Origin of the sequence: Planococcus liqunii (genome assembly GCF_030413595.1) — a bacterium.
Classification (GTDB): domain Bacteria; phylum Bacillota; class Bacilli; order Bacillales_A; family Planococcaceae; genus Planococcus; species Planococcus liqunii.
This window is the reverse complement of the sequence record NZ_CP129238.1, coordinates 2,119,348-2,131,493: the sequence shown is the minus strand read 5'-3', so window position 1 is coordinate 2,131,493 and position 12,146 is coordinate 2,119,348. Positions and strand designations below refer to the sequence as shown.

The 12,146-nt window shown below is 42.9% G+C and carries 16 protein-coding genes; 12 read left to right on the top strand and 4 right to left on the bottom strand.

What is annotated here, in order from left to right:
- Positions 1–121: 121 nt before the first annotated feature.
- From QWY22_RS10745 to QWY22_RS10735, 3 genes are all read left to right on the top strand, one after another.
- A complete protein-coding gene (locus tag QWY22_RS10745; protein ID WP_300984379.1) occupies positions 122–397 on the top strand; it encodes an ArsR/SmtB family transcription factor in 276 nt (91 codons plus the stop codon).
- Positions 398–505: 108 nt separating this feature from the next.
- Positions 506–892, top strand: a complete 387-nt coding sequence (locus QWY22_RS10740) for a VOC family protein (protein ID WP_300980878.1) — start codon at positions 506–508, stop codon at positions 890–892.
- Positions 893–1,159: 267 nt separating this feature from the next.
- On the top strand, positions 1,160–2,122 hold the full coding sequence (locus QWY22_RS10735) for an NAD(P)-dependent alcohol dehydrogenase (RefSeq protein WP_300980877.1): 963 nt from the start codon (positions 1,160–1,162) through the stop codon (positions 2,120–2,122).
- Positions 2,123–2,276: 154 nt separating this feature from the next.
- Here the strand turns inward: QWY22_RS10735 and QWY22_RS10730 are convergent, their stop codons facing one another.
- Together QWY22_RS10730 and QWY22_RS10725 are read right to left on the bottom strand one after the other, a co-directional pair.
- Complete coding sequence (locus QWY22_RS10730; protein ID WP_300980876.1) at positions 2,277–2,558, bottom strand: hypothetical protein; 282 nt, start codon at positions 2,556–2,558, stop codon at positions 2,277–2,279.
- A 47-nt stretch (positions 2,559–2,605) separates the two neighbouring features.
- The gene (locus tag QWY22_RS10725) at positions 2,606–3,562 is read right to left on the bottom strand and encodes an LCP family protein (RefSeq protein WP_300980875.1); all 957 of its coding nucleotides are present in this window, start codon (positions 3,560–3,562) and stop codon (positions 2,606–2,608) included.
- 163 nt (positions 3,563–3,725) lie between these two features.
- Between QWY22_RS10725 and QWY22_RS10720 the strand changes: the two genes are divergently transcribed.
- On the top strand, positions 3,726–4,385 hold the full coding sequence (locus tag QWY22_RS10720; RefSeq protein ID WP_300980874.1) for a helix-turn-helix domain-containing protein: 660 nt from the start codon (positions 3,726–3,728) through the stop codon (positions 4,383–4,385).
- Positions 4,386–4,561: 176 nt separating this feature from the next.
- Here the strand turns inward: QWY22_RS10720 and QWY22_RS10715 are convergent, their stop codons facing one another.
- Both QWY22_RS10715 and QWY22_RS10710 read right to left on the bottom strand, forming a co-directional pair.
- Complete coding sequence (locus tag QWY22_RS10715) at positions 4,562–5,155, bottom strand: DedA family protein (RefSeq protein WP_300980873.1); 594 nt, start codon at positions 5,153–5,155, stop codon at positions 4,562–4,564.
- 297 nt (positions 5,156–5,452) lie between these two features.
- Entirely contained in the window at positions 5,453–5,815 is a 363-nt protein-coding gene (locus QWY22_RS10710; RefSeq protein WP_300980872.1) for a GNAT family N-acetyltransferase, read from the bottom strand.
- Between the two features lie 512 nt (positions 5,816–6,327).
- Between QWY22_RS10710 and QWY22_RS10705 the strand changes: the two genes are divergently transcribed.
- The 8 genes from QWY22_RS10705 to QWY22_RS10670 all read left to right on the top strand — a co-directional run bounded on the left by QWY22_RS10705 (position 6,328) and on the right by QWY22_RS10670 (position 12,135).
- Positions 6,328–6,504: an amino acid transporter gene (locus QWY22_RS10705; RefSeq protein WP_115650549.1), complete on the top strand. Its 177-nt coding sequence runs from the start codon at positions 6,328–6,330 to the stop codon at positions 6,502–6,504.
- A 733-nt stretch (positions 6,505–7,237) separates the two neighbouring features.
- Positions 7,238–7,573, top strand: coding sequence for a hypothetical protein (locus QWY22_RS10700; RefSeq protein ID WP_300980871.1), 336 nt, complete (start codon positions 7,238–7,240; stop codon positions 7,571–7,573).
- A gap of 217 nt (positions 7,574–7,790) precedes the next feature.
- Positions 7,791–8,210, top strand: a complete 420-nt coding sequence (gene arsC / locus QWY22_RS10695) for an arsenate reductase (thioredoxin) (protein WP_053168032.1) — start codon at positions 7,791–7,793, stop codon at positions 8,208–8,210.
- 155 nt (positions 8,211–8,365) lie between these two features.
- Positions 8,366–8,794: a protein-tyrosine phosphatase family protein gene (locus tag QWY22_RS10690; protein ID WP_300980870.1), complete on the top strand. Its 429-nt coding sequence runs from the start codon at positions 8,366–8,368 to the stop codon at positions 8,792–8,794.
- Positions 8,795–8,999: 205 nt separating this feature from the next.
- Positions 9,000–9,563 (top strand): NADPH-dependent FMN reductase, encoded by a 564-nt coding sequence (locus tag QWY22_RS10685; RefSeq protein WP_300980869.1) that lies wholly within the window; start codon positions 9,000–9,002, stop codon positions 9,561–9,563.
- A 161-nt stretch (positions 9,564–9,724) separates the two neighbouring features.
- Positions 9,725–10,159 carry a MarR family winged helix-turn-helix transcriptional regulator gene (locus QWY22_RS10680; protein ID WP_300980868.1) on the top strand — a complete coding sequence of 145 codons (435 nt, stop codon included), beginning with the start codon at positions 9,725–9,727 and terminating at the stop codon, positions 10,157–10,159.
- Between the two features lie 78 nt (positions 10,160–10,237).
- Positions 10,238–10,861, top strand: a complete 624-nt coding sequence (locus QWY22_RS10675; protein WP_300980867.1) for an NADPH-dependent FMN reductase — start codon at positions 10,238–10,240, stop codon at positions 10,859–10,861.
- A 668-nt stretch (positions 10,862–11,529) separates the two neighbouring features.
- The gene (locus tag QWY22_RS10670) at positions 11,530–12,135 is read left to right on the top strand and encodes a flavin reductase family protein (protein WP_300984378.1); all 606 of its coding nucleotides are present in this window, start codon (positions 11,530–11,532) and stop codon (positions 12,133–12,135) included.
- Positions 12,136–12,146: the final 11 nt, after the last annotated feature.

The following is a 12,146-nucleotide window of genomic DNA, read 5'->3' as shown; positions in this document are numbered from 1 at the left end:
TTCACGTATCTGTAAAGGTTTTGAATAAAAGGCAATGCGGCAAAACATGTACTGGGGCATGGAGAGATTGGAATCTGCAGATAAGTTGACGCGCAACCATTTGGTTGCGTATAATGAAGGTATGAAAAATGACGAAGCAGTATTTAAAGCTCTTAATGATTCGACGCGGCGGCTGATCCTGGACGAAATGGCGGAGCGCCATGAACTGACTTTGTATGAATTGTCCATCCGCCTTATTTCAAAACACAAGCTTGATATGTCGCGACAAGCCATTGCCAAGCACCTTGCTTTATTGGATGAAGCGGACCTTGTGAAATCGGAAAGGAAGGGGAAGTACCGGGTTCTCCGGTATAATAGTGAACCGTTGAAGGATTTGCTGAGCAGGTGGATCGATTGACTGGCAAAAAGGCAGCTTAAGCTTTGCATGAGTTTAAAAGGCTGTTTGAACATGGAACGGCTTGGATAACGAAGTTGTAGCGAAGAAGTTAATAAGGAGGATAAGACAATGAACATCATCGTTACCAGTTTGTTTGTAGAAGACCAGGACAAGGCATTGGCATTTTATACGGAAACGCTCGGCTTTGAAAAAAAGCACGACATTCCCATGGGGAAATTCAGATGGATTGCATTGGTGTCCCCTGAAAATCCGGAAGGTACGGAACTATTGCTTGAACCAAATGACCATCCGGCATCCCGGGAATACCAGCAGAAAATCTTTGCTGAAGGCATACCGGCCACTATGTTTGGCGTTTCGGATATTCACGCCGAATACGAGCGCTTACTGGATTTAGGGGTTCAATTTTCAATCGAGCCGACTGAAATGGACACGGTCACAATTGCAGTGTTTGACGATACATGCGGAAATTTCATTCAGATTGCGCAGCCGAAATAAAAAAGTTAAAGAGTAAAGCAAAAAAGGGTTTCTTCGGAAATCCTTTTTCTTTTATATTAAGAAAAGAAAGATGCTCCAAAGGAATTGTGGGCATTAAGTAAAAAAAATTAAATGTTGAAATGGTAATTCGCTTCTCTAAGTATGCAGTTACTTAAAATTGCTATGCAAAAGCAACAGGTATACTCTGAAGGTGATAAATTGAATTTTCTGTAATTTATAATCTGCTATCAGTCCCTTGCAAGCGTGTAACGAAGGGAGAGTTTCATCATGAAAGCAAGCGTCCACCGAAAATACGGGCCGCCGGAAGTAATGGAGTTAAGAGAAGTGGATAGACCGTTGCCAAAAGATGACGAAGTACTGGTGAAAGTGTATGCAACAACGGCGACATCGGGAGACTGCAAAGTAAGGAGAGCGGATCCGTTTGCTGTCAGGTTCTTCTATGGCATGAAAAAACCGAAAGCCGGGATACTGGGTTCTGAATTATCCGGAGAAGTAGAAGCGATTGGGAAAAACGTCAAGCAATTCAAAGTCGGGGATTTCGTGTTTTGTGGGACCGGGGGTAATCTGGGTGCTAATGCCGAGTATGTCTGCCTGCAAGAGAAAAGTGCTATTAGCCTCAAACCTTTCAATATGACGTTTGAAGAAGCGGCTTCCGTTCCATTTGGAGCGACCACGTCTTTATTCTTTTTAAGAGATAAGGGGCATATCAAACCTGGCCAAAGGGTTCTGATATATGGTGCATCCGGGGCACTGGGCACTTATGCGGTCCAGCTTGCTAAATCGTTTGGCACGGAAGTAACCGCGGTCTGTGGTCCGAAAAATTTAGATCTCGTGAAATTACTGGGAGCGGACTTCATAGTCGATTACACGACAGAAGATTTTACAAAAAACGAAAAAACTTACGATTTAATTTTTGATACGGTTGGAAAAACCTCTTTTACCAAATGCAAGAATTCGTTGAAGGAAAACGGCATCTTCTTAGCAGCTGTTGCCGGGGTGCCGCAATTCGCCAAGATGTTGTCGAGCTCGTTAAGCCGCAGCAAAAAACTGAAAGGCGGAGTAGCATCGATGAAAAAAGCAGATCTGCTTTTTTTGAAAGGATTGATTGAAGAAGGGAAGATCATATCGGTCATCGACAGAAGTTATCCACTGGACCAAGTGGCGGCCGCTCATAGTTATGTTGAAACGGGCCATAAACATGGAAGCGTGGTTATCACAATGCAACATTAATTAGCAGCAAACGGTTCTTTTAAGCGGCATTTGAATGCTGCGCCTCAAAAGCTAGAAGTAACATCCGGCTTTTGAGGCTTTTTCTATGGTTGAATGCTGGATGGAGCGCTTGAACGGCCAGTTTTCCAAGCCTAAAATTGATCCGGAAACAGAATTAGATTAAGTCACTCTTAATCGCATCAATCAAATATTTTTTTGTTTCTTTCGCCATTTTTCTGGCAGTAAAGTTTCTTCTGGCATCGGGATGTAAAAAATTCATTTTTACTTCAACGGATGAGTATGTATTAATGACTTTGATTACAATCAATTTTTCTAAATCCGTATACTCTTGATCGTCATTCCAGCCTTTAATTTCTACTTCGTAATAAGGAAAACCCTTGGCTGTCAGTCCTTGTTCAATGCCTTCTCCCCAATCAAAATAATTCCAAGTAAACATATGGACACCTGCTTCCTAAAATGAATAAATGATTCAAGAGACGTTAATCACTTTCGAACATCAATACTTTGCGATTCGCTCTCTAAAAACTCATGTAAAGCTCTTTGGTTGGCCTCCAAATCGATGACCAATACTTCGCCCGCGTTTTTCCGTTCTTCTGTAAATGCATCGGCAACAGGAATCCGCATCGTTTTAACTTCCTCAGCATCTCCTTGGACCAATGACTTGCCGATATTTAAAAGAGTAAGCTTGTCTAGATCCGTATCAATGTAAGTTCCGAAAGCTCCTATTATTTCGGGAAGATTCAGCAAGCTGTTAAAATTGATGCCTTGTGTTTTAAGTGCGGAAAGCACTTCCTGCTGCCGTTCCACACGGCCATAATCGCTGTTTTTGTCATGGCGGAAACGCACATAGCCCAGCAATTGGCCGCCATTTAAAGTTTGTATGCCAGGTTCTAACGTCATCCCGATGCCGTGGGACATTTCATAGGGAATATCCACTTCAATGCCGCCGGGAATTATCAAGTCAAAAAGGTGTGGAAAGCCATTGAAGTCCACCGAGGCATAATGATCTGCTGCAATTCCAAAATTTTCATAAAGCGTTTCACGAATCAACTCCGGACCGCCGAAGGAATGGGCAGCATTAATTTTCTGCATCCCGTATCCTGGAATGTCAACATATGTATCGCGCATAAAAGAAACCAGTTTCAGCCGGTTGTTTTTGAAATTATAGTTAGCCAGAAGCAAAGCATCTGAAAGACCGTATTCATCGCTTCTTCGATCTGTGCCGATTAAAAGTACATTCAGTTCGCCTGTTTCCGGAACATTAGTTTCGCTGTATGTAGTCTCCAAGTCTTTCTCTGGAGTAGCTTGTGATGCTTCTTTATCGGATAGCGCCTCGTGCATCAAATGAAAAGCCAAAAAGAGCAATAAGGAAGCCATAATAAGAAGGGTTAGCAAGACAATGGTTGACCTTCGTTTTTTTATTTTTGTGGAGCGACCCAATTTATCTCCTTCTTTCTATGGAGCAAGTAAAAAGCGATACAGTAAAATCTTAGAGGGTCGTTGACTATTTGTCAACAACAAATAAAATTGACAAAAAAACAACAGGTCGATAAAGTGATAGGAACAGACTTTACTTACTATATAAAACGAGAGGAGCATTTTTGTGCAAAACAAATCTGTAAGTTTGGGAATGCTATTAAAAAACGCATTAACTGCCCATTCTTATTCACTTCGGTATTTCGCAGAACTTACGTCGATAGATAAGGCGACCATTTCGCGAATCATAAACGGCAAAAGAAAACCGACGCTAAAACAACTAAAAATATTTTCTTCTACTCTTAAAGTTCCTTTAAATGAATTGATTGAATCGATAGACCATAACGAAGAAAGCAAACCAATTGAAGTTGGGAATTCAGAGCCAGAAAAGCTTCCAGCCTCTCCATCTATAGACGAAATTGAACTATTAGAGCAAGTGATCCATTTGCATGACCAGTCTATTACAGTTGCAAAAGTGCAGGAAGAATGGGAAAGGTGCCAGGAATATGCTGGCACTAACGAAGGAAATGGGATGATCAAAGAAGGATTTGAAGCGAAAGTAAATCATTTTGGAAATACCGGGACTTATATAGATCAACTGAAAAGCTGGCACCTAAAGCTTTTAAAATCACAAGGAACCAAACGGGAACTGGCCATCATAGGAGGCGCTCTGCTTTACTTTGTTTTGCCGCTTGACCTCCTGCACGACTATGTTTTTGCAGTCGGTTATTTGGATGACTGCATGGCCATTCAATTAGCCAGTAATAGGTTGGAAAATAACGCTTGAATGAATTTCAGAACCTGCGATTTCGAGTAAGTGTAATGCGAAAAAATAACTATCAAAAAGACCTGAACAAAAGCGGCAAGAGAAGCCTTGCGCCAATGTTCAGGTCTTTTTTTGAGGGCATAGCCTAGCATTTTTCTGTAATCCTAACTGCTGATCGAGTTTTGAGATGATGATACTTAAATGGATTTGACTCTTTTCCTCTTTTTCACAATCATCAAGACAATGATGGCTATGATTGGCACCAACAGAAGGTTGGCGTACTGGCTGAAAATCTCTCCAGCTTGCGTCCACTGAGGCCCAAGTTTGAATCCTAAATAGACATAAACGGTTGTAATCGGAAGCATCGCGATGTATGTAAAAAAGATGAATTTCCAGACATTCATTTTTGCCATGCCGCATGGAATGGAGACTGCTGTACGGACGCCCGGCAAAAAGCGGCCGAAGAAAGCGACGCCGCCGCCGTATTTTTCGAAAAAGCGGTCAGACTTATTGATATGTTCTTCGGTGACCAAGAAGTATTTGCCGTATTTCAGCACCATCGGCCGTCCGCCGTATCGGCCAAGTGCATACAGCGTTAATGGGCCAAGTACGCCACCGATTGAGCCAGCCAGAATTGCGCCGTATAAAATTAAATCGCCTTCGTAGACCCAATAGCCTGCTAAAGGCAGGACCAGCTCCGCCGGCATAAATTCAAATGTCAAAGCAAGCATAATCCCGAAGTAGGAGAGCCCCTTAAACACTTCCATTAATTGCAGAATGATCGTTTCCAAATCTTATAGCCCCCTTACTCTCTAATGTTCTTACGAGAAAATAATCACCGATAAATTCTCTGTTTCAAAGTACGAAGTATACCACGAATAAGGGGGACGGAAAAGTGGCTGCATAAAAAAACTACATGAGCTAATCTAAAAGCGGACATGGAATACGTGAGTTGTAGAGACAGTTGAAGAATCCTGTAAACGCAAAAAGGAGAAGAGGCATAAAGCAGCATCTTCTCAATACCTATAGGATTTTTAAAAATGAAAATTGGGTCTTCACGTTTTTCTTCATAGACGAAGAATCAGTGTTTACCCTGAAAATTGGTGCTCCCAGCATTTTGCAAGGAAATCTTTCGTTTCGGGAGTAGCACTCATCGCCAAAGGCTCATGGAGACGCTGGACATGTTCGACCATAATATGGCCAATGCCCTCATTCCGGAAATCAGGATGAACGCTGGCATGATGAACGTTGAATGTATGTTCATTTAATTCAATGCCAATGGCACCGACAAAATTTTCCTTCAGTTTCCAAAAGTACAGGTGCCAATTCGGATTTTCTTCATATAATTGGATGGTGTGATGGAGGACATTTAATTTTTGCTCGCTGGACATGAAAGATAACAAATTCATGGCAACTTTTTCATGAGAATTTTCGAACTTGATAAGTACCATTAAATATTCCTCCTTAGTGATAAAAAAGGCAGAAACGCCGAAAAGAATGGTTCATTCTTTTCGGCGTTATTTCCAGCGCTATTGTCTGGTATACTCGTCCTGATTTTAAATTGTAAGTCTTCATAAAAATGGTGCGGAAATTTTAATGACATTTTTAAAAGATTGATATTATATTTTTTAGATATATTTATGATACTAAGTCGGATATTAAAAGTCAAATAACAGTAAAATATAAGAATTGCATAATAAATGCTTCATTATCTAAGCTAGCGAATAATCGAGCATTCGGAGAAAGAAACTGCAATCGGATTAGTTTGTTAAAGCTGAGATATACGATATTTTCGATGCTTTTAAATGACTTAGAAACATCCGATTTATCTGCTTGTACTTTAGAAAAGCGAAATAACAATAAGTTTCTTTTTCATCTCCCATAGGCAGGGCTGGGTAAATTTGTTAATATTGTAATAACCATAATTTGTCTAGATTTACTTTATTAAGAGGAGGCCGTTCCAATGCCGGAAAAAAAGCCATTTAATGACGCGGTCGCACATATGCAAAACATCGAAGGGGCTCCAAGTTCGATTGAAGTGAAGAAACTTCCACGCCTGTTGCGTTATTTCGGCTATTTCATGGCCGGATTTTTTGGGTTGTCTTTGCTGATTATCTTGATCGGCATATTCATTCAATAAGTTAAGAATAGCCGGCGTAGTTCTTATTATTAATGAAGAGTAAAGTTCTTAAGTTTTTTAAGATTTCAATGTACGTCAGCTTTACAGATTTTAAATCTATACGAAATCAATCGCATAGGAGCTATCTGGATGAACAAGCGCGCTAAAGGAATTGCATCAGTATTTTGCGAATCTCACGCGAATGCATCAAAATCGTAGAGTCGAAATCATTCAATGGTTGAATTCAAATTTAATGGGTTTGGCAGTTCAAGAAAAAAGCAACTGCTCTGGCAGGATATGACTTGACCAAAACAGCTACTGTTAAAAAAGAATCATATGAGTACAATTGAAAATTTTAAAGGCTGTATAGTCTGAATAGGGGGACGGAGTTGTGGAATTTATCAATTGGTTTGATGTAGTACTTACAGTCATTTTCTTTACGGCTATTTTCTTTGTTTTTTACTTAGTGAAGGAAAAACTTATGAAGTGAGCTAATTGAAAAAATACACATAAAAAGAATCGTACTTGATGTGGGTTTGGCTTTTGTTCTGGGTAGCAGCGGACTGGCCATCTACTCTTTTCTGCATCCAGTAAGCGACACTATTTTGATTATATTGTAAAGGAGTGCCTTTTTGACTTTGGCTTCTGTCATTTCGAATCAGGTACTTTCTCAATTAAAGAAAGTGCAGCAAGAATTGAAGAATCAAGAACAGCTCAAAATACATAGCAATATATAATGAAGGAGCCATACAAAATGAAAAATGATTTGTTTTTTAAAGTGGTCTTAAGCGGAATCTTGATTTGTTTGATTGTAATCGTCGACAATATGACTACCGAGGCAGAAGAGCTCAATCATCCGGAAGTTCCTGTCAGTGTAGAAAGTCCGGAGAATCGCATCATCCAAATCGCGCCTAATAAAATCGGCATCGTCGATGAAGGAACGGTAAGCGGCTGGAAGCAGCTGGTGATTTTTGAATACAAAGAACAAAGCGGCGAATACGAAGTAAGTTCAACAATTCCTTACGAAGAAATGTTCACCCATCCAGAATTCAATGAGATTCCGGTAAAGAGTAATGCATACGGCAATTGATGAAAATATTGTTATTCAAATAATCAGTTGAGAGCATGCCGATAGCGGTATGCTTTTTTAATTTCCATAAAGTTTAACCTGCTCCATTAAGGACTCTTGAACATATAAGCAAATGCTGATATGTTGTAAAAGAGAAAAACTAATAAGCAGCTAATCATGCATTGAATTTTAGATAACCATGAATAGCAGGCAAACGACTGGAAAAGGGGTTTATTGAATGACGAAAAAAACATTGTATTTCCTATGCACAGGCAACTCTTGCCGCAGCCAGATGGCAGAAGGCTGGGGAAAAGAAATTCTCGGAGACGAGTGGCAAGTATTGAGCGCAGGCATTGAAGCACACGGCTTGAATCCGAAAGCGGTGAAAGCGATGGACGAAGTAGGCATCGACATTTCCAAGCACACATCGGACATCATCGACACGGACATCCTAAACAATGCCGACTTTGTGGTGACGCTTTGCGGCGACGCAGCGGACAAGTGCCCGATGACGCCGCCCCATGTAAAACGCGACCACTGGGGATTTACAGATCCTGCGAAAGCCCAAGGAACGGAAGAAGAAAAGTGGACCGTATTCCAGAATGTCCGCGATGAAATCGGCGAACGAATCCGCCACTTTGCCGAGACCGGAAAGTAATTAAGGTAGATCTGATAAAGGCCGGTTTAGGGTTATAGAACGGCAAATGGCCCTGTTTATGATAAGCGAAAATCGGCTATACCCATTTGAAAGAGCAGTTCTCGAAAGTTAGCATGCAAAAAATATTTTTGAACGCGGAGGAAGGTGGAAGCGTAATGGACAAAGCCTATCAGGAATTGGTGGAAGGCCGCATTTTCATTGGCGGCGCAGCAGATGCCCAAAAAGCATTTGATACAGAACAAATCGATGTGGTCGTTGACTTGCGTTCAGAAGCGGGAGCAGGGGACTACGGCTATCAGCGGATTCACAGCCCAATCATAAACGAAACTGACCAGCAGCAGGATGAATCGGTCAAAGAAGCAATTGATCAGGTTGTCGGCGCATACAACGACGGCAAGAAAATCTACTTCCACTGTGCCAGTGGCAGCAACCGGGCCGGGACTGTGGCCATTGGCACGTTGCTCGCCCTGGGTAAAGCCGACAGCATCCAGGATGCAGAAGCACAAGCCAAATCGGTGCGTCCGATTATCAGTGTGAATCCACACTTGAAGGAATCTTTGCATCGCCTGTTTCCGGAAGCCTAGCAAAACCGGAGACAGGGTCAACTAAAAGCGGAAATTCCTAAGTTTCCCAGTTTATAACGAAGAGCTCATCTTTGGGCTCTTTTTTTATGACATATTGACGGAATAGTTTGAATTTGAGGGAAATAAGTTTTATGATGGCAGTACATCCAGATGTTCAGCGTCGGAAGATTGAAGCACCAATCCAAACGGAGGAGGCATCATTTTTATGACGAAAATTGGCATCATTACAGGAAGCACGCGTCCAGGGCGCAACAGCCCGCAAGTTGCGGAATGGGTCAAAGGCATTGCGGACAAACGCGGAGACGCCGACTACGAAATTGTCGACTTGGCGGAGTTCAACCTGCCGATGTACGCAGAACCGATTTCTGCGGCATACAGCCAGGATTACCAGACACCGGAAGCGATTCCCTGGTCAAAGAAAATAGCAGAACTGGACGGCTACGTCTTTATCTGTCCGGAATACAACCGCGGCGTGACATCGGCATTAAAGAACGCCATTGATTATTTGTATATTGAATGGAACAACAAAGCGGCGGGCATTGTCAGCTATGGTTCGGCAGGCGGCGTCCGGGCAGCGGAATCGCTGCGGATCATCATGGCCGAACTGCAAGTCGCCACTGTACGGGCACATCCGTCGATGTCGCTGTTTACCGATTTTGAGAAAATGAGTACGTTCACGCCTGCAGCCATCCATGAAAAGTCGGTCAATATGATGCTCGACCAAGTCAACGCCTGGACGAATGCCTTGCAGCCACTGCGCAATAAATAATTCGAACACCAAAAGCAACCGGCCTTTTTCCGGTTGCTTTTTCTATGGGAGAGCCTTTAAAACAAAAAGTCGAAATCCAAAGTGTTGACAGCCGAAAATAGCCATGATATGATTATCTCGAATTAAAGATAAATTAATTCAAGATAAAAGAGGTGAGGCCATTGGAATTTTCCAATCTCAATTTAAAAGCTGTAACAGTCCTGGTTCGTGCGGCAGACGCGCTTCACGAAGCCATCAAAAACGACGTCGCCCAATACGGATTGAATCCAACGGAGTTTTCGGTACTGGAATTGCTTTATCACCAAGGGAAGCAGCCCATTCAGCTGGTCGGCAAAAAAGTGTTGATTGCGAGCAGCAGCATCACGTACGTCATTGATAAGCTGGAAACAAAGAATTACGTTAAGCGGCAAGCTTGCCCAGAGGACCGGCGCGTCACCTATGCAGAACTAACAACTGAAGGCCAAGGCTTAATAGCAGAGATTTTCCCAAAGCATGAAAAAACGATCGACAAATTGTTTCATGGCATGGATCCACTTGAAACGCAAACGATGATTGCAGCAATTAAGAAAATCGGTTTTCAAGCACAGCACGCTTAAATTTTTTTAATCTTATATCTCGAATTCGAGATATTTAGATGGAGTAAATGAATATAAAAACAGTTAGGAGCATCAAACATGAGTTTATTCTCAAAATTATTTGGTACACAACAAACAACCCAAAATGAGGAGGAAACAACAATGACAAAATTAAACATCGGTATCGTATTAGGATCAACACGTGAAGGGCGCTTAAGCCCGCAAGTAGGAAACTGGGTAAAAGAATTGGCAGACAAACGCGGCGATGCCAATTACACCATCATCGACATCGCAGATTACAAATTGCCATTGCTTGGCGAAGCTGGTACAGACGCATCTGGAGCAGCGGCATGGTCTGAAGCGATTGCTGCACAAGACGGCTTTGTCTTCATCGCACAAGAATACAACCACTCCATCACAGGGTCTTTGAAAAACGCACTCGATTACCTTCGCGCAGAATGGAATGACAAAGCAGCTGGAATCGTATCTTACGGTTCAGTCGGCGGCGCGCGTGCTGCGGAGCACTTGCGCGGAATCCTGGGCGAATTGTCAGTGGCAGATGTCCGAGTCCATCCGGCTTTGTCTCTGTTCACCGACTTTGAAAATGGTGCAGAACTAAAAGCGGCCCCGGTTCAGGAAGCTTCTGTTAACCAAATGCTTGACCAAGTGATTCCATGGGCAACGGCTCTTAAGTCAGTCCGCCTTAAAACAGTAAACGCATAATCCCTTCATCTTTAGAAATCACACAATGTGCAAACGCACATTGTGTGTGAGCTTGTAGATAAAATAATTTTTAGACATGATAGGTGAATAAATAGCCAATTAGAGAGGAAATACCGGATCCTCCGTTACAGCCGGACGCGTTCCGCGGGCTCGCGCCGAACTAACTCGGAACTAGCGTCCCGAGTGGATTTCGGCACTTCGCTATCCCGCAGGAGTCGCCGGCTTTCACTGCTGATCCTCAGAGTGGAGGCTACTCTAAGGTGTCGCTTTTCTTCTACAACTAAATGTTTGGGCTTCAATCAGATTATCGTTCACTTTCAGATGAAAGAGAGTCGTCCAACCGGTCCAGCCACGAAGACTCCTGTGGGAGCAGTGAAGGAGCAACGCGACGAAGCGACGAAAGCTGAAGACCCCGCAGGAACGTTAGTGACGAGGAGGCTGAAGCTGAGCCCACGGAAAGCGAAGTGGCGGGTCCGGTTGGTTTTATGCATCGCTTTACATTTCATCTAGACTTTGTCTACAGTCTGACACAAAATGTGCAAACGCACATTTTGTGTTTCTAATAAATTTTGAGCAAAGCGGTTCAATGGTTCGGCGAGTTTTGCTGAATATTTATTTGAAAGTAAGAACGGCTTAAAAAAGGAGCGTTTTTGATGAATCATTCTACAATGACGGCAATTGATCCAAAACAAAATACAGAACGCGAAAACTACAAGCTATTGATCGGTTCGATTATCCCGCGTCCAATTGCATTTGTTACCACCCAGTCTGAGGCGGGGATCGTCAACGGTGCGCCGTTCAGTTATTTCAATATCGTCTCGTCGAACCCGCCGATGGTGTCGCTGGCGATTCAGCGGCCAGAGGGTGAACTGAAAGACACGGCGCGGAATATTTATGGCAACGGCGAATTCGTGGTGCATATCGTGGATAGAGAGAATGTGGCGAAGATCAATGAAACCGCTGCTTCCTTGCCGCCATCGGAAAGTGAAGTGGAGTCGGCAAATCTGACGTTGATTCCGAGTGCAGCGATTTCGGTTCCGGGCATCAACGAATCGAAGGTGCGTATGGAATGCCGGTTGGTACAGGCGATTCCGCTAGGCGGAGATGGGCCAGGCAGTGACTTGTTCATCGGAGAAGTAATCTGTTTCCATGTGAATGAAGCGATTTATGAAAACGGGCGCATCGACCCGAGAGGATTGGATGCCGTCAGCCGGTTGGCAGGCGCCAATTACGCCGCCATCGGAGAGATCTTTTCAATTGAGAGACCAAAATAAAAAAGAAAGAA